Below are 23293 nucleotides of genomic sequence, written 5' to 3' on the forward strand. Positions count from 1 at the left end.
GGCTCGTTGAGAGAATAACATTTGAAATAATCGTTATTTTAACTTAGTAATAGTATGGTTGTTGACATGGTCCACCGTAACAAGGATAAGGTGCTGGCGGCGGGAAAGGTGGTGGATAAGGTGGGTAAAATGGTCGAGGGCCGAAAGCTAATGCTCCGCCGAGTAATCCACCAGCAATTCCAGCTAGAAAGGGAACGCCAAAAAACGGGAAGAAGCGTGAGTCGCCTACTGGACCAATAGGTGCTGAACGGACTGGGATTGGTTGATAATATGGATACATGAACATACCTCCTTTATTGGACTCACTTTCATCATATGGTAAATGAAACGTGGATGAGCGCGTACAAGAAAGGATATGCAAGAAAATAGGCGAATTATTACGAATGTTGGAGTGTAAAAAGTGTAATTTCAGGTTTTGACATAAAACGGAATGGAACACGCGTTCTTCCTAGGCCTCGATTAACATAGAGAGTTAAATCTTGAATTGTATAGAAGCCTTCAATATAGTCTTTGGCGAGTGATGGTGTAATAATAGCTCCTAAAAAAGGAATTTGTACTTGTCCGCCGTGGCTATGACCAGAAAGTTGCAAGTTGATTGGATATCTGGAAACTTGGGGCGCGATATCTGGTTCGTGAACAAGAACAATGTTATAAGTATTTTGTCGTGCATGCTCTAATGTTTTCTCTATTTTGGGTTTGCCTAGTAGTATATCATCGAGACCGAAAATAGAAATCTCACTATTATCCATTAGACGAATTCTTTTTTCATTATTTAGCAATAGTTCAAATCCAGATTCACGCATGATGTGCTCATAGTATTCAGTTCCATATCCACCGTGATCATGGTTACCATAAATAGCGAATTTACCGAAGGGGGCTTGTATATTTTTTAAAATGGATGCAACGAAAGGAGTGTCAGTATACGTTTGGTAATTATCAATGAGATCTCCAGTAAAAAGGACAATATCTGGATTTACAGCATTAATTTTAGAAACAACTTGAGATAAATGTTGAAGCGAGAAATAGTATCCAAGATGTAAATCGCTGAATTGAAGAATTTTCATACCATGAAAACTTTTTGGGATGAGTTGTGATTTTAATGTGTGCTGTGTAAAAGAAATGAAATGGGGTTCTATATATTTAGCATAGTAGTATCCAATGCCACTGGTTATAAATGAATAGAGACAAGTGCGCATACCAATTTTTAAAAAATTTCTTCTTGTAATGTGCTTCATAAAAATATGAGTATACCTCAATGTTTTTATTCCATTTATAGGCTACTCGAATCTCCTTTCAGTTTATTTAAAATATACTTTACATAATAAAAATTTAGTATAGATTACGAAAAAAAATGAATGAAAAGAAAATTCTTTACATTAAAATATCAGAAAAGTTTAAAAATATAAAGATTTCTATTAAATAAAGTGATAAAATGAATGTGTATTCATTTTTTGGAGGGGATGTATGTGAAAGAGAAGGTAGTTATTATAACAGGTGGATCGAGTGGAATGGGAAAAGGAATGGCGACTCGTTTTGCAAAAGAAGGGGCACGAGTTGTTATTACAGGACGTACAAAGGAAAAACTAGAGGAAACAAAGTTGGAAATTGAACAATTTCCGGGGCAAGTATTACCTGTACAAATGGATGTAAGAAATACGGATGACATTCAGAAAATGATTGAACAGATTGATGAGAAGTTTGGTCGAATTGATGTTTTAATAAATAATGCAGCTGGAAACTTTATTTGTCCAGCAGAAGATTTATCTGTGAATGGTTGGAATTCAGTCATTAATATTGTGTTAAACGGTACATTTTACTGTAGCCATGCTGTCGGAAAATATTGGATTGAAAAAGGTATAAAAGGGAATATCATTAACATGGTAGCAACATATGCATGGGATGCAGGTCCAGGAGTTATTCATTCGGCTGCAGCGAAGGCAGGGGTATTAGCGATGACGAAGACGCTCGCTGTTGAGTGGGGACGTAAATATGGAATACGAGTTAACGCTATCGCGCCAGGACCAATTGAACGTACGGGCGGTGCTGATAAATTATGGATTTCAGAAGAAATGGCTAAGCGTACGATACAAAGTGTTCCGCTTGGAAGGCTGGGTACGCCAGAAGAAATCGCTGGTCTAGCTTATTATTTATGCTCAGATGAAGCTGCGTACATAAATGGAACTTGCATGACAATGGATGGAGGACAACATTTACATCAATATCCATTTTAAAAGGGATAAAAAAATGAATGTTTGATTCATTTTTTTATGGTTAAATGTGACGGAATTGTGACATATGAAAGAAAAGTGTTTACAAGAGGTCATATATACGTTATATTTAAGACCTCTTTTTTCTTCATAGTAGAATTGCTAATTCCCCTTAGCATTTTACCCCTCTAATCCCTTCAGGAAAACTGAAGGGATTTTTTATTATTTTTCCGTAAATATCATGTTATAATTTTTGAAAAGTAAAGGGAGGGAAGCACGTTGATAGATGCATTAGATGTAATGAGTAACTTGGATAAAGTCCTTCCTTATTATCAAGCTATTTTTAGTGCTGATGAGCATACTGTAATTGGATATGAAGTAGTAGGACGTATTCAAACAGAAGAGGGCATACAAAGTTTAGCTTCTTTCTTTCACGATGATTCGATTCCAAGTGAATTTCAACTGGAAGCGGATAATATTATAGTAGAAAAAGCTTTAAATCGTTATTTAGAAAGCGATCAAAAATTATTATTATTTATACATCGGAATGCTAATGTATTAATGAATGATGATGATGAAAGCTTGCTTCAACTTTTATTGAGGTATGAAGAACAAGGTTTAAATTTAAAACAAATTGTTTTAGAGATTACAGAACATGAATGTAAAGAAGATATAGAGCAATTTAATCATTTGCTTATGTATTATCGTACATATGGTATTCAAATTTCGATTAATAAAGTCGGAACGGGCACAAGTAATTTAGAGCGTATTAGCGTGTTAGCACCTGATATTTTAAAAGTAGATTTAACGAATTTAAGGCAAACAGCACTTTTACAATCTTATCAAGATATTTTATATTCTTTATCATTACTTGCTAGAAGAATTGGTGCAACTTTGTTATATGAAGAAATAGATGCTTTTTATCAACTGCAATATGCTTGGAAGAACGGCGGAAGATATTATCAAGGTAATTATTTGAAAGAATGTTTACCTGATTTTATTGAAACGAATGTTTTGAAAGAGCGACTTGGTAATGAATGTCATCAGTTTATTCAGCATGAAAAGAAGAAGTTACAAAAAATTTATAATTTGACAGAGATGTTACGCGATCGCATTGGCGATGTTTTATCAAAACAAAAAAAGAATGAAGATATAAATGATTGGTTATTACAATTTAGTCAAAGTGTATCACAGTGTAGTTTTCGTATATTTATTTGTAATGAAGATGGTTTCCAACAATCAGGAAATGTTATGAAAAAAGATGGAGAATGGATTGTGATGCCGGATTATTATATGAAGAACTGGAGTTGGCGCCCGTATTTTCTCGAGAATATCATGAAAATGCGTTTTGAGAATAAGGCAAGGCTTTCAGATTTATATGCAGATATCGAAACGGGCGAAATGGTACGAACATTTTCTTTCCCAATAGATGATGACAACTTTTTATTTATAGATTTATCTTATGAATATTTATATGAAGAAGATGTTTTATTTTAATGCACGAAGAGATTCGTGCATTTTTTGTTTGTTTTTATCATAAATTGGTAATAGTGAAAATGGTGATGAAAATGCTGTCTATCGTTGTAAAGATTTTACGAACGAAATCTGTCCTTTCTTTGCATAATCATTGTTACAATGAATACTACAAAGACAAGTTCTTTTAAAAGGAAGGTGAAAAAATGAGGAAATATGGAATATGGCTTGTTCTATTTGTATGTGTTGCCTTTCTAGTTGGTTATAGTGTTACGACTGTTTTAGGGAAAGAGGAAGTGAAAGTTGATCGGAAAGAAGTATTTACAACGATACAAAAAGGCTATGAAACCCAGTTTTCAATTCGTGGGAAGCATTTGCCGATGAATAAGATGATAGAGACGTTATCACCGTATTTTACAGATAATTTCCTTCAAGTGTTTACAGATGAAAATAGCAGAAGTGATAAACAAAGTGGTGAATATTTACTTCCGGCAAAAGAAGCACCGTTTTCTTTTAATTCAGAAACGAAAATATCGTATGATGAAGAACATAAAAATTTATATGTATATGAGCGGACAAAAAGTGGACAATATCAAATTGTAACATTGAAAAGGGATCAAGATAAATGGAAGTTAGCAGGATATCATGAAAGTCAGGAACTCTTAACTGAAATAAAAAGGTTGCAACAATTATAAAGTGAAACTTTTAATCAGTGGGAGGGATTACTAGCCCATCTAACTCCTTTGCTTTAGCTAAATTTTTTGGGTTTTACTACCTACAAATAGCGGGATAAGAATAGGGATAGGTATTTACCTATTCCTATTCTATATTGAGTAGTTTTTGTAACTTTTCAATTTGAAAACCTGCAACTACTTCGCCATCAATTACGACTGTTGGAGTTGAATAAGAATCATAGTCGTTTAAAAGACGATTGCGAGCAGCAGCGTCTTTTTTTACGTCAAATTCTTCATATGCAACGTTATTATGCTTCAAAAATTCTTTAACAATAACACATGGCGGACAATCAGGTTGTGTATAAACCTCAATTTTTTTCATTGTAATTCCTCCTTTTTTCTGTTTTTTATTATATTCTTCCAGTATAAAAACCGCAATAAAGAAGGGGAAATATGTTCTTTCTGTTTTTTCCTTCGCATTTCGACAAATTTTTAGTTGAGTTTCTGGCCAATAACCTTTATCCTAGAGTGTGGAACATTTTTTCTGTTATGACGGATAGAATGAGTATAGCTGTAAAACCTATTGGTAGGAAGATCAGAGAAAGGAGAGATTTCATGTCTCTACTCCAAGGAATTTTAACTCGACTTGTTAGTCTACAAGAACAAGCTGAAAGCGGTGAAGTAGCACAACGCTATTTTGAAGTGAACGGTGAGCGCAAATGTAGCGTGAAATTTTTCGATAAAAGTGAAATGTATGAGTTAGAAGTGTATCAACAAGGTGAAAAACCTCAAGTGTACCAATTCGATAATATCGACATGGTTGCAATTGAGATTTACGATATCATTTCTTGATACATATAAAAAAGGTACTGCCATATGGCAGTACCTTTTTTAGTTCTATTACTTTCCAGCGTAATGTATAGAATTTTTTTATTTTTCCTACAATGGTATTAAAATGAAAATTTAATCTGTGTAAGTTTGCCTATCCATGTGGATAAGTAGTCCCGCCAACCGGATGAATATGTGAAGCTAAACTTCTCACAATTGCTGGGTTCTGCAAATAGTGGGAGAAATATAACTAGGAGGTTATCGTATGGAACATTTACCAGTTGTGATTTGTCCTAATTGTCAAAGCTCTGCTGAGATTACTCATGTATTAACGGCTCAATCTAATCAAAATGTAATTTATACGTGCCAAGTTTGTCACTTTGTAATTCGAAATATTGAAACGAATAAAGGATAGGAAGTTATAATTTTAGTTTTTGTCCCATACAATGAGAATACGAAAAGTCTGTCTAATTGAAAGGACGTGACTCTGTGGACGGTGCACATAAATTTTACAATGTTTCAGAGAGACATTTAAATTTTGATATGGTCTTTAGCCGTATTTGTAGTTTCATTGAAAAGGATCCACGAAATTTATATCGATTATCCATTGGGACAGACTCGCAAGCACATCAAAAGGATACGAGGTTTATTACAGCAATCCATATTCATCGTGTTGGAAAAGGTGCCTGGGGTTGTTTACACCATAGATCAGTAAAAGATAAGCCAGCAACCTTACGTGAGAAAATATATTTAGAAACGCAGTTTAGTCAAGAAATCGCATGTCTATTTACACCTACTCATATACAAACAATATGGGAGTTATTGCATCCTTATGCTCAAGATGGGGCTGGATTCATAATGGAAATTCATTTAGACATTGGGAATGATGGTTTAACAAAGGAATTTATTTTAGATATGACAGAAAAAATTCGAGCGATGGGATTAACTGCAAAAATTAAGCCGGATGCTTATGCGGCGTTTAGCTATGCAAATCGATATACGAAATGACTTTTTGTATGTTTACAATTGCTACATATCTTTTGGTAAAAACTGAATATTACATCTATTAAATAGGTTAAATTTTTTATATAATAAGAGTAACGATGCGATTGTAAGGAGAGGGGTATATGCAAAGGGAAGTTGTTTTAACGAAGGAAGAAGAAAGTTTACTACTAGATATTTTATTTCAGCAAAATTATGCAAGTGAAATTTTAGCTGTGGAACTTACAGATATTGAGAATGGTTTGAAACAGACGGATGTGATGCAATATAAAAAAATCACAAGGTTATTTTACAGATTAAAAAATAAAGGGTATTAAGCGCTACCGGAATGGTAGTCTTTTTTTTGTGCTGTATGCTAAAATAGCTGTGTGATTGTATTTTTATTGAAATAAATTTAGGACAAAATAATAATATGAAAACGCTGTCATAAAATGTGAATAGAGTTATGAACATAAGCAGGAAAAAGGGAAAATGGGGGATGTAATATGATTAGTATTCCGAAAGACGAATTTCAACAAATTCTTGTGAAGGATTTAATGATTTCATCGGAAAAAGTAGCTCATGTCCAAATTGGAAATGGTTTAGAACATGCTTTACTCGTTCTTGTGAAATCTGGATATTCGGCGATACCTGTCTTAGATCCAATGTATAAATTACATGGTTTGATTAGTACTGCCATGATATTAGATGGTATGTTAGGATTAGAGCGTATTGAGTTTGAAAGACTTGATGATATGAAAGTAGAGCAGGTGATGAAGGAAGATATACCTTTTCTTAAATTAGAAGATTCATTTGCAAAAGCTTTAGAAATGACAATTGATCATCCTTTTATTTGTGCTGTTAATGAAGAAGGCTATTTTGAGGGGATTTTAACACGTCGTGCTATTTTAAAATTGTTGAATAAGAAAGTAAGGCAACATAATCGATAACGTGAGAAAAGTGACTTCATAGAAACGAAGAAGTCACTTTTTTTCGTGCATATCACTTGTGTATGTATTATATTTAAAAAGACATAAAACATAAGGAAAGTTTGCGCTGGAAAATTGTATTTTCTGAATGAAAGCTTGTTGAAATAAGGTGTATGGAAGCTAAGGAAAGAGGGAGAAAGTTGCAAATTGATGATTTTCAAATGATGGTTGTGTTAGCTCAGGAATCAAATATGAGAAAAGCGGCGGAACGTTTATTTGTTTCCCAACCTGCGCTGAGTCAACGATTACAATCTATGGAGAAACAATGGGGAATGAAGTTTTTTATTCGCTCACAAAAAGGATTGACAATTACACCTGAAGGGGAAAAAGTTGCAAATTATGCCAAAGAAATGTTGCAAAAGGAAGAGGATATAAAAAGTGAGCTAGCTGTTTTTAGAACGGAAACTCATGGAACGTTAAAAATAGCTGTTGCATCAGTTATTGGTCAATATTGGCTTCCTCCTGTTTTGAAAAAGTTTGTGCATAAATATCCTTCTGTAAAGATATCGCTGTTTACTGGATGGAGTAGTGAAGTGCAAAAGCAGTTTTATGAAGGAGACGTTCATGTTGCTATACTGAGGGGAACACAAGAATATAAAGGTCAAAAGCAAAAATTATTTGAAGATGAACTGTATTTAGTTGATAAAGAAATAAAAGATATTTCGATGCTAAAAGAAACAAATAGGCCGTTCATTCAATTTAAAAGTGACTCGACTTATTATGGACAAATACAAAATTGGTGGTATGGTTTATTTTCTAATCCGCCTAAGCGAACGATTGTAGTTGACCAAATTGAAACATGCAAACAACTTGTTTTAAATGGTATAGGTTATGCCCTTTTACCTTCTACTGTTTTAAAGGAAGTACAGGAAAATATGTATAAAACACCTGTTCAATTGACGAGAGAAACATGGTTGTTAACAAGTGACTCAGCAAGGCAGTTGAAGCAAGTACAAGCATTTTTAGAAATTATAGAAGAAATTCAAAGGGAAAAATAAGATTATTATCTTGCTACTCGCTCTTTCGTTTGGTAGAGTAACATTATAAATGGATTTAGGAGGCAACAAGAATGAAAATGATGGACGCTAACGAAATTATTTCGTTTATTCAAAAAAGTGAAAAGAAAACTCCTGTAAAGGTATACATAAAAGGGGATTTAAAAGAAGTAACATTCCCTGAAACAGTACAAGCATTTGTGAATAAAAAATCAGGTGTATTATTCGGAGAATGGTCTGAAATTAAGACAATTCTTGATGAGAATAATAAGCACATCGTTGACTACGTTGTAGAAAACGATCGTCGTAATTCTGCAATCCCAATGCTTGATTTAAAAGGTATTAAAGCTCGCATCGAGCCCGGTGCTATTATTCGTGACCATGTTGAAATTGGTGACAACGCTGTAATTATGATGAATGCAACAATTAACATTGGTGCTGTAATTGGTGAAGGTTCTATGATCGACATGAACGCAGTACTTGGTGGACGTGCAACAGTCGGTAAAAACTGTCACGTAGGTGCAGGTGCTGTACTTGCAGGTGTTATTGAGCCACCTTCTGCAAAACCAGTTATCGTTGAAGATGATGTAGTAATCGGTGCAAACGTAGTTGTTTTAGAGGGTGTTACAGTAGGTAAAGGTGCAGTTGTAGCAGCGGGAGCTGTTGTAACAGAAGATGTGCCTCCATACACAGTTGTTGCAGGTACTCCAGCACGTGTAATTAAAGAAATTGATGAGAAGACAAAAGCAAAAACAGAAATTAAACAAGAGCTTCGTCAATTAAACCCAGAGAAATAAAAAGAAAAAAAGCGTAAGAGCGTAAATGGGCTCTTACGCTTTTTATAGATAGAGGTGCAAAAATGACAGTAAGCAAATTTGTCCAAATTCGTAGAGATCTACATAGAATTCCAGAAATCGGATTTAAGGAATGGAAAACACAACAGTATATTTTAGATTATATAGGAACGCTTTCTCATGAATTTGTGGAAGTGAAGACATGGAAAACGGGTGTAATCGTTAAAGTAAATGGAAAAGATCCAGAAAAAATAATAGGTTATCGTGCAGATATAGACGGTTTACCAATTACAGAGGAAACTGGATATGAGTTTGCTTCTATTCATGAAGGAATGATGCATGCATGTGGCCATGATGTACATACAACAATCGGTTTAGGCCTTCTAACGAAAGCTGTGAGCGAAAGAATAGATGATGACCTTGTATTTCTATTCCAGCCAGCAGAAGAAGGACCAGGCGGTGCTCTTCCTATGTTAGAAAGTGAAGAGTTAAAAGAATGGAAACCAAATATAATTCTTGGTCTTCATATTGCACCAGAATACGCTGTAGGGACAATTGCAACGAAAGAAGGACTGTTATTTGCCAATACTTCAGAATTATATATCGATTTAAAAGGGAAAGGTGGCCATGCTGCCTATCCGCATACTGCAAATGATATGATTGTTGCAGCGAGTCATCTTGTTACACAGCTTCAATCCGTTATTAGTCGCAATGTAAATCCTCTTGATAGTGCAGTAATTACAATCGGAAAAATTACAGGTGGTACGGTTCAAAATATTATTGCAGAAAAATCTCGTTTAGAAGGAACGATTCGAACATTATCAGTAGAATCAATGAAGCGTGTGAAAAGCAGAATTGAGGCAATTGTTGCAGGTATCGAAGCTTCTTTCCAGTGTGAGGCGATTATAGATTACGGAGCAATGTATCATCAAGTATATAACCATGAAGAGTTAACGAGAGAGTTTATGCAATTTGTACATAAACAAACAGATATGAATGTTATTACATGTACTGAGGCAATGACAGGTGAAGATTTTGGTTATATGCTTCGAGAAATCCCTGGATTTATGTTTTGGCTTGGAGTAAATTCAGAATATGGTTTACATCATGCGAAATTAAAGCCAGACGAAGAAGTGATTGAAAAGGCAATTACATTTTTAAGCCAATATGTAAAGTGGAAAGGGAATAGAAAATAAAACTTCCGCTTTCTTGAAGTTTCCAAAAAAAATTTTGTTCTGAGGTGTAAGTAACGCTCGTATAGATTGATTTTAGGCGTTTATATACAAATGAAAGAATAAAGTTAATTGGACTGTTTTAATAATGAGCAGGGGGTTTTTAGCCACTGCTCATTATTAATTATTTGACTAACTTATATATGTTTACTTTTAGTATGAAAAGTGTGTAAAATCAATGTGAAACATAGAAAAAAGGGTGGGGGAATTACGTGCAAATTAGCAGTGCGATTTTATGTTTCGTCTTATATGCGTATGTTATTATTGCGGCGGTTTATTTTGGGATAAGTTTTTATGCCTATCGTCTAGTAGATAATAATGAATATGACGAAACATACAAATGGGTGAAGAGATATTTATCACCTGTACTAGAAATTATGAATGGGTTTGTGCTCTTTTTATTTATTGGATTAATTGCTTTCTCAACGAGTTTAGTAGGGAATAAAACTACGTTATTTGTATTGGGTATCATTATTTTTATGCTGTTAGGAATAAGGATTGGTAATACGGTCTTTTGGAATGAAAGAAAAGTAGATGGTTGGACGGGAATGTTAATTCCGTGTATGTTAGCTGCAATCGTGACAAATATAGAACATGAATATTATCAATTACATTTTTGGCTCATTATCGTTTTAACAATTCTTTCTGTTTTGTATATAAGCACAGTAGTACTAACATATATTGCACATGAAAAAGGAGATGTTAAAGGCACTCGTTTCTTTAGAGGACGGGCATTATTTTGGAGTGTGCCGACGATGGCAGTTATCGCGCTTATTGCGATATTAGTAAATGGATATCAATTTTCTAATTGGCAACTATTTTTAGAAAATTGGTGGATCTTTATCTTTTCGTTTATTGCTTTTTTAGGTGCAACGCATTATTTATTTCATCAACATCATTACATATGGGCGTTGTTATTTGCATTCATACAGCTGCTATTTGCCTTTTTTGGTCAAGAAACATTATTATTCGTTTTTGAAACATTTAGTTCGTTTGGAAATATATTTGTATTTGCTATGTTACTTGTTGGTATCGCTTTTTACTTGCAACAATATTTTTATATACAAAAACAAAAATAAGAGCTAATTACAGTTTTTGTGACGCATATAAAGTGTGTTACACTGAAAATAAATAGTACTTGAAGTTATTGGAGGAATTCCTGTGGGTGAGAAAGAAAAAGAGTTTGCTGTCATTGGACTTGGTCGCTTTGGTGGAAGTATTTGCCGAGAACTAGCTCAATTAGGTATGGAAGTAATGGCAATCGATTCAGATGAGGATAAAATTAATGAATTTGCAAATATAGCTTCGCATGCTGTAATTGCAGATTCAACAGATGAGATGGTATTAAAAAGCCTTGGTATTCGAAATTTTGATCACGTAGTCGTTGCTATTGGAGATAATTTAAATTCAAGTATTTTAACTACTTTGATTTTGAAAGAATTGGGTGTAAAAAATATTACTGTAAAAGCTCAAAATGATTATCATGAAAAAGTGTTAAGTAAAATAGGTGCAGATCATATTGTGCATCCAGAACGTGATATGGGAAAAAGGATTGCTAATAATATTGCATCAAGCAATGTGTTAGACTACCTTGAGCTTTCAGATGAGCATAGTATTGTAGAGATTATTGCGAATAAAAAAATTGATGGGCACTCTTTAATTGAATTAGATATTCGTGCGAAGTTTGGATTGAATATTGTAGCAATTAAACGAGGTAAAGAAGTTATCGTATCCCCTCGGGCTACGGAGAATATTCAAGCAGGAGATATATTAATTGTCATTGGTCATGACGATGAAGTGGATCGATTTAAACACTTTTTAAGATAAGAGAAAAGAAAAGGACAATGCCTTCATAGCATTGTCCTTTTTCTTATATTTCCATAATGATTGGTAAAATCATTGGACGGCGTTTCGTTTTCTCATATAGGAATGGAGCTAATGTGTCTGTAATTTCATTTTTAATTTCAGACCATTGTGTTGTTTTACGCTCCATTACTTTTTCTAAATGAGTTGTAATTAATGTTTGTGCATCATTGATTAAATCGCTGCTTTCACGCATGTAAACGAAACCGCGTGAGATGATATCAGGTCCTGCTGCAACTTTAAATTCTTTCATATCAATGCTTACAACTACAATTACAAGTCCTTCTTCAGAAAGGATACGACGATCTCGTAATACGATATTGCCGATATCCCCAATACCGTTTCCATCAATGTAGACCGAACCAGATGGGATTTTTCCAGCTACGCTAGCTTCATCAGAACGTAAAGCAAGAACATCGCCATTATCCATAATGAAGCAATTTTCTTCAGGGATACCACAATCATTTGCTATGTTCATGTGCATACGCTGCATACGATATTCACCATGAATTGGCATGAAGTACTTCGGTTTAATTAGACGTAACATTAACTTTTGTTCTTCTTGCCCACCGTGTCCACTTGTATGGATATTTGAAAGTTTCCCGTGAATTACATCAGCGCCAGCGCGGTACAACATGTTAATTGTACGACTTACGCTAATTGTATTTCCTGGAATTGGTGAAGAAGAGAAAACAACTGTATCTCCAGGAATAATTTGAATTTGGCGGTGTGTACCGTTTGCAATACGTGAAAGTGCTGCCATCGGTTCACCTTGACTACCTGTACATAAAATAACAACTTTATTAGCTGGTAAGCGGTTTAGTTGAGATGCATCTATGAATGTATCTTTCGGGCAACGAATATAACCAAGGTTTTGTCCGATTTCAATCGCTGCTTCCATACTTCGACCAAACACAGCTACTTTACGGTTGTTTTCAACAGCAGCTTCAATAACTTGTTGTAAGCGGTGAATATTTGATGCAAAGGTTGCGAATATAATCCGTCCGTCTACTTTACGGAAAATGTCTTGAATGCTATCACCAACGCGACGCTCAGACATAGTAAAGTTTGGAACTTCACTGTTCGTACTATCAGATAATAGACATAGCACGCCATCTTTACCGATTTCAGCCATTTTTGTTAAATCAGCTGGTTCACCAACTGGTGTGAAATCAAATTTGAAATCACCTGTATGAACAACTTGACCTTGAGGTGTTTTCACAACAACGCCGTACGAATCTGGAATACTGTGAGTTGTACGGAAGAAGGATACAGACGTTTTTTTGAATTTAATAACGTCATCTTCTTGAATTTCGTAAAGTTTTGCTTTACGAAGTAAGCCGTGTTCTTCTAATTTGTTTTTGATGAGTGCAATTGCTAATTTTCCGCCGTAAATCGGGATGTTCACTTGACGTAATAGGTAAGGGATTCCGCCGATATGATCTTCGTGACCATGTGTAATGAATAACCCTTTAATTTTATCTTCGTTTCGCACAAAATAAGTGTAGTCTGGTATTACATAATCGATTCCGAGAAGTTCGTCCTCTGGAAATTTAATTCCAGCATCAATTATAATAATTTCATCTTGAAATTGAACAGCGTATGTATTTTTACCGATTTCACCAAGCCCACCGAGAGCAAATACAGCAACTTGGTCGTTTTTTAGAAATTTCATATCGCTATACGATTTCCGCTAATGTTAAATCAGCGTTTTCTTTTTCATATTCAAGATGAGCGCCAGTAACAGACTGAACAAACTCGATATTATATGCGAACTTATTTAATTTTGTACGAACATCCTTTTCAGACGTAGCCTCTAAATATAAAACTTTTGTATTTTCACGTACTGGAACCTCAGTTAATTTTTCTTGATAAAATACTTTAAAAATCATTTGGAAAACCTCTCCTTGTCTATGTTTTGCATTATCTGTTACTTATTATAAAGCAAACAGTCACGATTTTCATGTTTTTTCGAATGAGAATGAAGAAAAAGCCCGAAATGGGCACAATTTAAGCGATTGTCTTTTTACGGACTAGACCGTTTAAATAACGCTTGAGCTTTTTCTTCAGCTTCTTCAGCATGATTACTCCTTCCTTTCCTTATTTTAAACATGCATATTACTAGTGAAAATTCTATCTCTGATATAAGAGATAGGACAAAAGTGAATGGTGAGTCTTGTCCTTTCCCATACAGTGAAAGTTATTCTATAGTAACGATTAGTAGCCGTTAGTTATAGGTATAGTATGAGGAAGAATGGAAAAGAAAATTCATCCGAACAAGTATCCACATGTTTTACTAATATATATATGCAAAGTTTACAAATAAGGTCAGAAAGGGAACGCTTTCTTCACAGATGTTTAATATGTTATACTTTTTTTTAGAATTTGAAAAGTGATATTCAAAATAGGAATATAGAGTGCCAGAAAGGATTTTGACAAATGAATGATAAAATTGTCTTTTTTGATATTGATGGAACATTATTAGATCATGATAAAAAAATTCCACAATCTACACGAGATGCAGTAAAACAGTTACAAGAAAAAGGTGTACATGTAGCAATTGCGACAGGGCGCGCGCCATTTATGTTCGAAGATATTCGTAAGGAACTTGATATACATAATTATGTTAGTTTTAATGGACAATACGTTGTCTTTGAAGATGAGGTAATATTTAATAATCCGTTACATCCAGATTCTTTACATAAGTTTACTCAGTTTGCAAAACAAGAAGGATATCCACTTGTATATCTTGACCATCAAGATATGAGAGCATCAGTGGAATATCATGATTATGTGAAAGAAGGCTTTGGAAGCTTAAACTTTGAGCATCCACCATATGAGCCTAATTTTTATGAGGAACGTAATATTTATCAAACACTACTTTTTTGTGAAGTAAATGAAGAGGAAAAGTTTATTAATCATTATCCAGATTTTCATTTTATTCGTTGGCATGCATATTCAATGGATATCATTCCGAATGGTGGTTCTAAGGCAAAAGGAATTGAGAAATACATTGAAAAGTTAGGTTTTAATCGTGATCAAGTGTATGCATTTGGAGATGGTTTAAATGATTTAGAAATGATCGAAGCCGTTGGCACAGGTATTGTGATGGGAAATGGCCATGAAGACTTGAAAAAACTTGCAAATCATGTGACAAAGGATGTTAGTGAAGACGGTATATATCATGGACTAAAGTGGGCTGGATTGCTATAAGTGAATATGGAACCCATTTCATAATAAAGAGGCGGAAGATTAACTTCCGCCTCTTTATTATTATCGCTCTAGAGGTTTGGAATCATCAGGAGCGGCAAAAGGATTTTCTTTATTGATATGGTCATAGAACATAACGCCATTTAAATGGTCAATCTCGTGTTGGAATACGATTGCTGGTAAACCTTTTAAACGTAATTTTACTTCTTCCCCGTTAATAGAAGTTGCTTTTACTGTAATTCTTGTATAACGAGGAACATAACCAGGTACTTCGCGGTCTACAGATAGACAGCCTTCACCGCCCTGTAAATATGTACGTTCAACAGAATGGCTAATGATTTTTGGATTGAATAATGCATGGCTATATAATGTACCGTCCGCATCGGTTACATGAACTGCAATCATTTTTTTTGAAACACCGATTTGCGGAGCCGCTAATCCGATTCCAGGGCGTAAACTATATTTTTCAGCCATTTCAGGATCTTGGCTATTTATTACAAATTCAATCATTTCTTTTAGGGTAGTTGTATCTTTTTCGCTTGCCGGTAATGAAACATCTTCTGCAACGTTGCGCAAAATAGGATCTCCTTCGCGAATAACATCTTTCATTGTAAGCATATGTAATCTCTCCTTTTCTCTTTAGTCTACCAAAGGAGATGGAAAAAGTCATCGGCAAGAAAGGGAAGGTATTTTGGAAATCGTTCTATTATAGAGTATTTATGTATGTGATAAACAGAAAAAGACGGCAAAGCCGTCTTTTTCTTTCCATAGTTGTTTCGTTTTACATTAGCGAATGCAAGCAGCACCAACGATAATTAAAAGAATAAACAACACAACGATTAAGGCGAAGCCGCGTCCAGACCCGCCACAAGAACCGCCATAACCGTAGGAAGGATATGAACAAGTTGGATAGCAATATGAGTATCCGTACATGAGATGACCTCCTTTATCATTTCCCGCTAATACTGCGGTTACTATAATGTATGGAAGAGAGGGTAGAAATGTATAGGTATTTACCTAAAAAAGGAAGGATAGTTTGTATATTTTTGTTACGAAGAGAGAAAAACTAAAGAGAATTAAATCGTTTACATATTATTCTAAGAGAAAAAATAAGTGAAAAAGGGAATAATATAACAGTAGGTCAATGCTTACTAATACAGATGTAAAAAATAAAAACACGTTTGTGTAGTAGAAACCTGCATATTATTTATAAAAAAACGTATTCAAAGTAATTGACATCGTAATTAGAATAGTTGTAAACTAAAAAACGTGATCAAGATTGTATTAATATGTTTCTGAAAAAACATTAGTACAGATTGTTAGGTACACAAAATTATTCTCAACCGACAGATAAACATGTTGGTTTACATCGTTGCGCTTTTTAAACTGGAAAATAGCCAGTGAAAGCGTTTCAGAATATGGTTCAAGAGAGGAAGAGGTGAACGGAATGGGTACTAAAACAAAAAAGACCCTATTTAATGTTGATGAGCAAATGAAAGCTATCGCAGCTCAATTTGAAACATTACAAATTTTAAATGAAAACGGTGAAGTTGTGAATGAAGCAGCTATGCCTGAATTATCTGATGATCAATTAAAAGAATTAATGCGTCGTATGGTGTATACTCGCGTATTAGATCAACGTTCTATTTCTTTAAACCGTCAAGGACGTTTAGGTTTCTACGCACCTACAGCTGGACAAGAAGCTTCTCAATTAGCGAGTCATTTCGCACTTGAAGCAGAAGACTTCATCTTACCAGGATACCGTGATGTACCACAATTAGTATGGCACGGACTTCCATTATATCAAGCATTCTTATTCTCTCGTGGACACTTCATGGGTAACCAAATGCCTGAGAATGTAAATGCATTAGCTCCACAAATCATTATCGGTGCGCAAATCATCCAAACTGCTGGTGTTGCGTTAGGTATGAAACTACGTGGTAAAAAATCTGTTGCAATTACTTACACTGGTGACGGTGGTGCTTCACAAGGTGACTTCTACGAAGGTATGAACTTTGCAGGTGCATTCAAAGCTCCAGCAATCTTCGTTGTTCAAAACAACCGTTATGCAATCTCTACTCCAGTAGAAAAGCAATCTGCAGCTAAAACTGTAGCACAAAAAGCAGTAGCAGCAGGTATTTACGGAATTCAAGTAGACGGTATGGATCCATTAGCTGTATACGCAGCAACTGCTTTCGCTCGTGAGCGCGCAGTAAATGGCGAAGGTCCTACTTTAATCGAGACTTTAACATTCCGTTACGGTCCACATACAATGGCTGGTGATGACCCAACTCGTTACCGTACAAAAGATATCGAAAACGAATGGGAACAAAAAGACCCAATCGTACGCTTCCGTAAGTTCTTAGAAGCTAAAGGCCTATGGTCTCAAGAAGTTGAAGAGACAGTAATCGAAGAAGCAAAAGAAGATATCAAACAAGCAATTGCTAAGGCTGACCAAGCTCCAAAACAAAAAGTAACTGATTTAATGGAAATCATGTACGAAAAAATGCCTTACAACTTAGCTGAACAATATGAAATCTACAAAGAAAAGGAGTCGAAGTAAGCCATGGCTCAAATGACAATGATTCAAGCAATCACTGATGCTTTACGCGTTGAAATGAAAAATGATCCTAACGTACTTGTATTTGGTGAAGACGTTGGTGTAAACGGCGGTGTATTCCGTGCTACTGAAGGTTTACAAGCTGAATTTGGTGAAGATCGTGTAATGGATACTCCACTTGCAGAGTCTGGTATTGGTGGACTTGCAGTTGGTCTTGCACTTGAAGGATTCCGTCCAGTTCCAGAAATCCAATTCTTCGGTTTCGTTTTTGAAGTAATGGATTCAATTTCTGGTCAATTGGCTCGTATGCGTTACCGTTCTGGTGGACGTTGGACTGCTCCAGTAACAGTTCGTTCTCCATTCGGTGGTGGTGTTCATACTCCTGAACTACATGCTGATAGCTTAGAAGGATTAGTGGCTCAACAACCTGGTCTAAAAGTTGTTATTCCATCTACTCCATACGATGCTAAAGGTCTTTTAATCTCTGCGATTCGTGACAACGATCCAGTTATCTACTTAGAGCATATGAAATTGTATCGTTCATTCCGCCAAGATGTACCAGAAGGCGAATACACAATTGATTTAGGCAAAGCTGATATCAAACGTGAAGGTACAGATGTATCTGTTATCGCTTACGGTGCTATGGTTCACGCTGCATTAAAAGCTGCTGAAGAACTTGAAAAAGAAGGTATCTCTTTAGAGGTTGTTGACTTACGTACAGTTCAACCATTAGATATCGAAACAATCATCGCTTCTGTTGAAAAAACAGGTCGCGTAGTTGTAGTTCAAGAAGCTCAAAAACAAGCTGGTATTGCAGCTAACGTTGTAGCGGAAATTAACGACCGTGCAATCTTAAACTTAGAAGCTCCAGTTGTACGTGTTGCAGCTGCTGATACAGTATTCCCATTCTCTCAAGCAGAGAGCGTATGGTTACCAAACCACAAGGATATTGTTGAAGCTGTAAACAAAGTAATGAACTTCTAATTTTTAGTTTTTCATGTGCAAAAGAAATCAGCACATGCTGGTTTCTTTTGCACATATTCCATAATAATGAAATGAATCAGGGGGCTGAATTCCGTGGCATTTGAATTTAAACTACCAGATATCGGTGAAGGTATCCACGAAGGTGAAATCGTAAAATGGTTTATTAAACCAGGCGATGAAGTAAATGAAGACGATGTACTTCTTGAAGTACAAAATGATAAAGCAGTAGTAGAAATCCCTTCTCCTGTTAAAGGTAAAGTACTTGAAGTACTTGTAGAAGAAGGAACAGTTGCAATCGTAGGAGATACATTAATTAAATTTGATGCTCCTGGATACGAAAACCTTAAATTTAAAGGTGACGATCATGATGAAGCTCCAAAAGCTGAAGAAGCAGCAGTAGAAGCTCCAGCAGCGGAAGCTACTCCAGCAGCAACTGCAGAAGTAGTAAATGAGCGCGTAATCGCTATGCCATCTGTTCGTAAATACGCTCGTGAAAAAGGTGTAGACATTCATAAAGTAGCTGGTACTGGTAAGAATGGCCGTATCGTAAAAGCTGACATCGATGCATTTGCAAATGGTGGACAAACTGTAGCAGCAACTGAGGCTCCAGTAGCAGTAGAAGCTACTCCAGCAGCAGCGAAAGAAGAAGCACCAAAAGCACAACCAATTCCAGCTGGAGAATATCCAGAAACTCGTGAGAAAATGAGTGGTATCCGTAAAGCGATTGCGAAAGCAATGGTTAACTCTAAGCATACAGCTCCTCACGTAACATTAATGGATGAAGTTGATGTAACTGAGCTTGTTGCTCACCGTAAGAAGTTCAAAGCAGTAGCAGCTGACAAAGGTATTAAATTAACTTACCTTCCGTACGTTGTTAAAGCTTTAACATCTGCATTACGTGAATACCCAATGTTAAACACTTCTTTAGACGATGCATCTCAAGAAGTAGTTCATAAACATTACTTCAACATCGGTATCGCAGCTGATACAGACAAAGGTCTATTAGTACCAGTTGTTAAAGATACAGATCGTAAGTCTATCTTCACTATTTCTAACGAGATCAACGATCTTGCTGGTAAAGCACGTGAAGGTCGTCTAGCTCCAACTGAAATGAAAGGTGCTTCTTGCACAATTACAAACATTGGTTCTGCAGGTGGACAATGGTTCACTCCAGTTATCAATCACCCAGAAGTAGCAATCCTTGGTATCGGCCGTATCGCTGAAAAACCAGTTGTGAAAAATGGCGAGATCGTTGCAGCTCCAGTATTAGCATTATCTCTAAGCTTTGACCATCGTTTAATTGACGGCGCAACTGCTCAAAAAGCGTTAAACCAAATTAAACGTCTATTGAATGACCCACAATTATTAGTAATGGAGGCGTAATAACAATGGTAGTAGGAGATTTCCCAATTGAATTAGATACAGTCGTTGTTGGTGCAGGTCCTGGTGGATACGTTGCGGCAATTCGTGCAGCACAATTAGGTCAAAAGGTAGCAATTATTGAAAAAGCTAACCTTGGTGGCGTATGCTTAAACGTTGGATGTATTCCTTCAAAAGCGTTAATCAATGCAGGTCATCGTTATGAGAATGCAATGCATTCTGATGACATGGGTATCACTGCAGAGAACGTAAAAGTTGACTTTACAAAAGTTCAAGAATGGAAAAACGGCGTAGTTAAGAAATTAACTGGCGGTGTTGAAGGCCTTCTTAAAGGTAACAAAGTTGAAATCATTCGCGGTGAAGCTTACTTCGTAGATGCTAACACATTACGCGTTATGACTGAAGATGCAGCTCAAACTTATACGTTTAAAAATGCTGTTCTTGCAACTGGTTCTACACCAATCGAAATTCCAGGATTCAAATACTCTAAACGTGTTATCAACTCTACAGGTGCTTTAAGCTTACCTGAAATTCCTAAAAAACTTGTTGTAATCGGCGGCGGTTACATCGGTATGGAATTAGGTACTGCATATGCTAACTTCGGTACAGAAGTTACTGTAGTAGAAGCTGGCGACGAAATCTTAGCTGGTTTCGAAAAAGCTATGAGCTCTGTTGTTAAACGTGCTCTACAGAAAAAAGGTAACGTAAATATCCATACAAAAGCTATGGCTAAAGGCGTTGAAGAAACAGAAACTGGCGTAAAAGTTAGCTTTGAAGTTAAAGGTGAAATCCAAACTGTAGAAGCAGATTACGTATTAGTAACTGTAGGTCGTCGTCCAAACACTCAAGAAATCGGTCTTGAGCAAGTTGGAGTTAAAATGACTGACCGCGGCATCATCGAAATCGATGAGCAATGTCGTACAAATGTACCAAACATCTATGCAATCGGTGATATCGTTCCTGGACCACCATTAGCTCACAAAGCTTCTTACGAAGGTAAAGTAGCTGTAGAAGCAATTAGTGGCCATGCATCAGCTATCGATTACATCGGAATTCCTGCAGTATGCTTCACTGATCCAGAATTAGCATCTGTTGGTTACACTAAAAAACAAGCTGAAGAAGCTGGAATGACTGTAACTGTATCTAAGTTCCCATTCGCTGCTAACGGTCGTGCATTATCATTAAACAGCACTGACGGTTTCCTACAACTTGTAACACGTAAAGAAGATGGTCTTCTTGTAGGTGCTCAAGTTGCAGGTGCAGGTGCTTCTGATATTATCTCTGAGATTGGTTTAGCTATCGAAGCTGGAATGACAGCTGAAGATATCGCTCAAACAATCCATGCTCACCCAACATTAGGTGAAATCACAATGGAAGCAGCTGAAGTTGCTCTTGGAATGCCAATTCACATTGTAAAATAATTTAAGTAATGTAAATAGCCCCTCTCTTATTGTAAGAGAGGGGCTATTTTTATTTTCATCAAATGACTTGCAAGGTCTTTAAACGTACTTGTCGAATGAATATATAATACTTTAACAAATGATTTAGGCGTAACTTACTTCAAAGGTAATATATATCATCCTATAATATGTAATTGATTCAAACTTAACCCCATATATTAATAAAATAGAGCATGTCAAAGGAGAAGGTTCCATGAAAATATTACATGTTATATTTTATCATTTACTACTATGGAGTGGCTTTTCCACTGTATTAACATTATCGAATGGTGATAAGTTTCATTATAAAGTTATTCTTTTTTTCGTATTCCTGTATTTAGCCTATGTAATAGCATATTTTGTATTACACGTAAGAAAGCAAGCTTTATTTCTTACATGTTCGAATTGTATACTATTTTTAATCATATTATCTATTTTTTAAATTAACGTTTATAAAAATACATTGTTCTTCCATTAAATAATTGTAACTCTCCTTCTAATTTCTTCGCTAAAAAACGGCAAAATTCATTCGCTTTCCCTTTGTCACCATATGTTGCATTAGGTGGTAAAGAAACTTGGATGAAAGATTGTTCATTTTCTATACCAACACCAATATAAATTGAGTCATACCGGTCGTGATTGGATTGAAGTTTTAATGTTGTTGCTGATGTATCTAAAATTTCATAAGGAAAAGCGGTATTTGTATACGGGTAATTAATTTGGGCACCAGTTTTAGAAGTAACTGTTTTATAATAATGAAAAAGTTGTTTTATATCATCTATTGAAACAGATTGTTGATTGGATTTAGGTACAAGCGTAATAAAGGCATGTTGCATATAAGTTCCCCCTAACTTAGTAGAATACTATTATTCTACATCCTACTGAATTTTTTGACAATTAAAAGGAGTATTACATGTTTTGTTTAATATACTAGTAATGAAACGTGATGTAGAAAGGTGGAAACCAATGTTTGAAAAATTGTATGATGAGCATGAAAGTGTGAAGGTACGATTTTTAGGGTTTATGACACATGATACACGTTATGATTTTGGTGTTATTTATACAAATATGTTTTTTGGAAAACCGCTCATTGTTTGTATGCAAACAGGAAGGTCTACTTTACTCGGAAGAGATGATGTAGAGAATGTTCAATATATACAGGAGATTTTTAAATTAGGGTCAGAAGAGGAAGCGAAGGAGTTAGCTCAGTTTTTCAAATTTCTAGTTCCGTCAACTTCTTTACATGCGGAATATGAAGAATAATTAATGTGAAACAGTCGTACTTATAAATATGGCTGTTTTTTATTTGAATATCGCATACTAATTAAAATTTAAAATATTTAATGTGTTATACTAAAAACCTATTGACGTAAAAAGTATAACATATTAAAATAAAGACAGAAAGTTAAGCGGTTACAAAAAAGTTTTTGGGATTATAAACTTAGGGGGAAATGAAAAATGGGAACAATCGTATGTCAAGATTGTGAAGGTACAATTGCACACTTCGAAGATGAGAAAGTAACGGTACTTTACGGGAAATGTGGATCTTGCGGATGTGATCACACAGAGCATACAAAAGCCCAATAATTGATAGGAAATGGACAGCTAAAAGTTTTTAGGACCATAAACTTAGGGGGAAATAAAAAATGGGAACAATCGTATGCCAAGTATGTGAAGGAACAAT

General features: G+C 35.4%; 29 protein-coding genes. 21 read left to right on the forward strand and 8 right to left on the reverse strand.

What is annotated here, in order from left to right:
• Positions 1 to 43: 43 nt before the first annotated feature.
• Both MR160_RS02620 and MR160_RS02625 read right to left on the reverse strand, forming a co-directional pair.
• On the reverse strand, positions 44 to 280 hold the full coding sequence (locus MR160_RS02620; protein ID WP_000283738.1) for a hypothetical protein: 237 nt from the start codon (positions 278 to 280) through the stop codon (positions 44 to 46).
• A 97-nt stretch (positions 281 to 377) separates the two neighbouring features.
• Positions 378 to 1235: a metallophosphoesterase gene (locus MR160_RS02625; RefSeq protein WP_002082238.1), complete on the reverse strand. Its 858-nt coding sequence runs from the start codon at positions 1233 to 1235 to the stop codon at positions 378 to 380.
• Positions 1236 to 1466: 231 nt separating this feature from the next.
• Here MR160_RS02625 and fadH point away from each other — a divergent pair, with 231 nt between their 5' ends.
• The 3 genes from fadH to MR160_RS02640 all read left to right on the forward strand — a co-directional run bounded on the left by fadH (position 1467) and on the right by MR160_RS02640 (position 4375).
• Positions 1467 to 2231, forward strand: a complete 765-nt coding sequence (gene fadH, locus MR160_RS02630; protein ID WP_000660913.1) for a 2,4-dienoyl-CoA reductase — start codon at positions 1467 to 1469, stop codon at positions 2229 to 2231.
• A 255-nt stretch (positions 2232 to 2486) separates the two neighbouring features.
• Positions 2487 to 3704, forward strand: a complete 1218-nt coding sequence (locus tag MR160_RS02635; protein ID WP_000564306.1) for an EAL domain-containing protein — start codon at positions 2487 to 2489, stop codon at positions 3702 to 3704.
• 182 nt (positions 3705 to 3886) lie between these two features.
• Positions 3887 to 4375 carry a DUF3993 domain-containing protein gene (locus MR160_RS02640; RefSeq protein WP_001233816.1) on the forward strand — a complete coding sequence of 163 codons (489 nt, stop codon included), beginning with the start codon at positions 3887 to 3889 and terminating at the stop codon, positions 4373 to 4375.
• A 124-nt stretch (positions 4376 to 4499) separates the two neighbouring features.
• On the opposite strand, the gene MR160_RS02645 is transcribed toward MR160_RS02640, so the two are convergent.
• Positions 4500 to 4736 carry a glutaredoxin family protein gene (locus tag MR160_RS02645; RefSeq protein WP_000717872.1) on the reverse strand — a complete coding sequence of 79 codons (237 nt, stop codon included), beginning with the start codon at positions 4734 to 4736 and terminating at the stop codon, positions 4500 to 4502.
• 233 nt (positions 4737 to 4969) lie between these two features.
• Between MR160_RS02645 and MR160_RS02650 the strand changes: the two genes are divergently transcribed.
• From MR160_RS02650 to MR160_RS02695, 10 genes are all read left to right on the forward strand, one after another.
• Complete coding sequence (locus tag MR160_RS02650; protein ID WP_000055151.1) at positions 4970 to 5206, forward strand: YkuJ family protein; 237 nt, start codon at positions 4970 to 4972, stop codon at positions 5204 to 5206.
• Positions 5207 to 5447: 241 nt separating this feature from the next.
• Positions 5448 to 5597 carry a hypothetical protein gene (locus MR160_RS02655; RefSeq protein ID WP_000400650.1) on the forward strand — a complete coding sequence of 50 codons (150 nt, stop codon included), beginning with the start codon at positions 5448 to 5450 and terminating at the stop codon, positions 5595 to 5597.
• 74 nt (positions 5598 to 5671) lie between these two features.
• Complete coding sequence (locus MR160_RS02660) at positions 5672 to 6190, forward strand: ribonuclease H-like YkuK family protein (protein WP_000348492.1); 519 nt, start codon at positions 5672 to 5674, stop codon at positions 6188 to 6190.
• Positions 6191 to 6309: 119 nt separating this feature from the next.
• Positions 6310 to 6501, forward strand: coding sequence for an antirepressor AbbA (gene abbA, locus MR160_RS02665; protein WP_001188692.1), 192 nt, complete (start codon positions 6310 to 6312; stop codon positions 6499 to 6501).
• A gap of 168 nt (positions 6502 to 6669) precedes the next feature.
• Positions 6670 to 7113: a cyclic-di-AMP-binding protein CbpB gene (cbpB, locus tag MR160_RS02670; protein WP_000623573.1), complete on the forward strand. Its 444-nt coding sequence runs from the start codon at positions 6670 to 6672 to the stop codon at positions 7111 to 7113.
• Between the two features lie 152 nt (positions 7114 to 7265).
• Positions 7266 to 8150 (forward strand): LysR family transcriptional regulator, encoded by an 885-nt coding sequence (locus MR160_RS02675; protein WP_003261853.1) that lies wholly within the window; start codon positions 7266 to 7268, stop codon positions 8148 to 8150.
• 71 nt (positions 8151 to 8221) lie between these two features.
• Entirely contained in the window at positions 8222 to 8944 is a 723-nt protein-coding gene (gene dapD, locus MR160_RS02680) for a 2,3,4,5-tetrahydropyridine-2,6-dicarboxylate N-acetyltransferase (RefSeq protein ID WP_000783241.1), read from the forward strand.
• Between the two features lie 62 nt (positions 8945 to 9006).
• The gene (locus MR160_RS02685) at positions 9007 to 10137 is read left to right on the forward strand and encodes an N-acetyldiaminopimelate deacetylase (RefSeq protein WP_242297051.1); all 1131 of its coding nucleotides are present in this window, start codon (positions 9007 to 9009) and stop codon (positions 10135 to 10137) included.
• A 248-nt stretch (positions 10138 to 10385) separates the two neighbouring features.
• Entirely contained in the window at positions 10386 to 11252 is an 867-nt protein-coding gene (locus tag MR160_RS02690) for a hypothetical protein (protein WP_001167320.1), read from the forward strand.
• Between the two features lie 82 nt (positions 11253 to 11334).
• On the forward strand, positions 11335 to 12000 hold the full coding sequence (locus MR160_RS02695) for a potassium channel family protein (protein WP_000504032.1): 666 nt from the start codon (positions 11335 to 11337) through the stop codon (positions 11998 to 12000).
• A gap of 43 nt (positions 12001 to 12043) precedes the next feature.
• Here MR160_RS02695 and rnjA read toward each other — a convergent pair whose 3' ends face one another.
• The gene (gene rnjA / locus MR160_RS02700; protein WP_000670375.1) at positions 12044 to 13711 is read right to left on the reverse strand and encodes a ribonuclease J1; all 1668 of its coding nucleotides are present in this window, start codon (positions 13709 to 13711) and stop codon (positions 12044 to 12046) included.
• A gap of 4 nt (positions 13712 to 13715) precedes the next feature.
• Complete coding sequence (locus MR160_RS02705; RefSeq protein ID WP_000576435.1) at positions 13716 to 13928, reverse strand: DNA-dependent RNA polymerase subunit epsilon; 213 nt, start codon at positions 13926 to 13928, stop codon at positions 13716 to 13718.
• A gap of 547 nt (positions 13929 to 14475) precedes the next feature.
• Between MR160_RS02705 and MR160_RS02710 the strand changes: the two genes are divergently transcribed.
• A complete protein-coding gene (locus MR160_RS02710; protein ID WP_000998271.1) occupies positions 14476 to 15249 on the forward strand; it encodes a Cof-type HAD-IIB family hydrolase in 774 nt (257 codons plus the stop codon).
• Positions 15250 to 15309: 60 nt separating this feature from the next.
• Here the strand turns inward: MR160_RS02710 and def are convergent, their stop codons facing one another.
• Positions 15310 to 15864, reverse strand: a complete 555-nt coding sequence (gene def, locus MR160_RS02715; protein WP_000957043.1) for a peptide deformylase — start codon at positions 15862 to 15864, stop codon at positions 15310 to 15312.
• A 168-nt stretch (positions 15865 to 16032) separates the two neighbouring features.
• On the reverse strand, positions 16033 to 16179 hold the full coding sequence (locus tag MR160_RS02720; RefSeq protein ID WP_000274562.1) for a YjcZ family sporulation protein: 147 nt from the start codon (positions 16177 to 16179) through the stop codon (positions 16033 to 16035).
• Positions 16180 to 16693: 514 nt separating this feature from the next.
• On the opposite strand from MR160_RS02720, the gene pdhA reads away from it, so the two are divergent.
• The 5 genes from pdhA to MR160_RS02745 all read left to right on the forward strand — a co-directional run bounded on the left by pdhA (position 16694) and on the right by MR160_RS02745 (position 22051).
• Positions 16694 to 17809 (forward strand): pyruvate dehydrogenase E1 component subunit alpha, encoded by a 1116-nt coding sequence (gene pdhA, locus MR160_RS02725; protein ID WP_000536895.1) that lies wholly within the window; start codon positions 16694 to 16696, stop codon positions 17807 to 17809.
• Positions 17810 to 17812: 3 nt separating this feature from the next.
• Complete coding sequence (pdhB, locus tag MR160_RS02730; RefSeq protein ID WP_000068163.1) at positions 17813 to 18790, forward strand: pyruvate dehydrogenase complex E1 component subunit beta; 978 nt, start codon at positions 17813 to 17815, stop codon at positions 18788 to 18790.
• Positions 18791 to 18883: 93 nt separating this feature from the next.
• Positions 18884 to 20173 carry a pyruvate dehydrogenase complex dihydrolipoyllysine-residue acetyltransferase gene (gene pdhC / locus MR160_RS02735; protein WP_044783000.1) on the forward strand — a complete coding sequence of 430 codons (1290 nt, stop codon included), beginning with the start codon at positions 18884 to 18886 and terminating at the stop codon, positions 20171 to 20173.
• Between the two features lie 5 nt (positions 20174 to 20178).
• Positions 20179 to 21591: a dihydrolipoyl dehydrogenase gene (gene lpdA, locus MR160_RS02740; protein ID WP_000260104.1), complete on the forward strand. Its 1413-nt coding sequence runs from the start codon at positions 20179 to 20181 to the stop codon at positions 21589 to 21591.
• Between the two features lie 232 nt (positions 21592 to 21823).
• Positions 21824 to 22051, forward strand: coding sequence for a hypothetical protein (locus MR160_RS02745; protein ID WP_000697469.1), 228 nt, complete (start codon positions 21824 to 21826; stop codon positions 22049 to 22051).
• A 1-nt stretch (position 22052) separates the two neighbouring features.
• Here the strand turns inward: MR160_RS02745 and MR160_RS02750 are convergent, their stop codons facing one another.
• Positions 22053 to 22445, reverse strand: coding sequence for a DUF1885 family protein (locus MR160_RS02750; RefSeq protein ID WP_001163295.1), 393 nt, complete (start codon positions 22443 to 22445; stop codon positions 22053 to 22055).
• Positions 22446 to 22575: 130 nt separating this feature from the next.
• Here MR160_RS02750 and MR160_RS02755 point away from each other — a divergent pair, with 130 nt between their 5' ends.
• Both MR160_RS02755 and MR160_RS02760 read left to right on the forward strand, forming a co-directional pair.
• Positions 22576 to 22872: a DUF3055 domain-containing protein gene (locus MR160_RS02755; protein ID WP_000462038.1), complete on the forward strand. Its 297-nt coding sequence runs from the start codon at positions 22576 to 22578 to the stop codon at positions 22870 to 22872.
• 195 nt (positions 22873 to 23067) lie between these two features.
• Complete coding sequence (locus MR160_RS02760; protein ID WP_000536778.1) at positions 23068 to 23196, forward strand: GapA-binding peptide SR1P; 129 nt, start codon at positions 23068 to 23070, stop codon at positions 23194 to 23196.
• Positions 23197 to 23293 lie beyond the last annotated feature (97 nt).

The organism is Bacillus cereus group sp. BfR-BA-01382 (assembly GCF_022663475.1).
Taxonomy (GTDB): Bacteria; Bacillota; Bacilli; order Bacillales; family Bacillaceae_G; genus Bacillus_A; species Bacillus_A thuringiensis_S.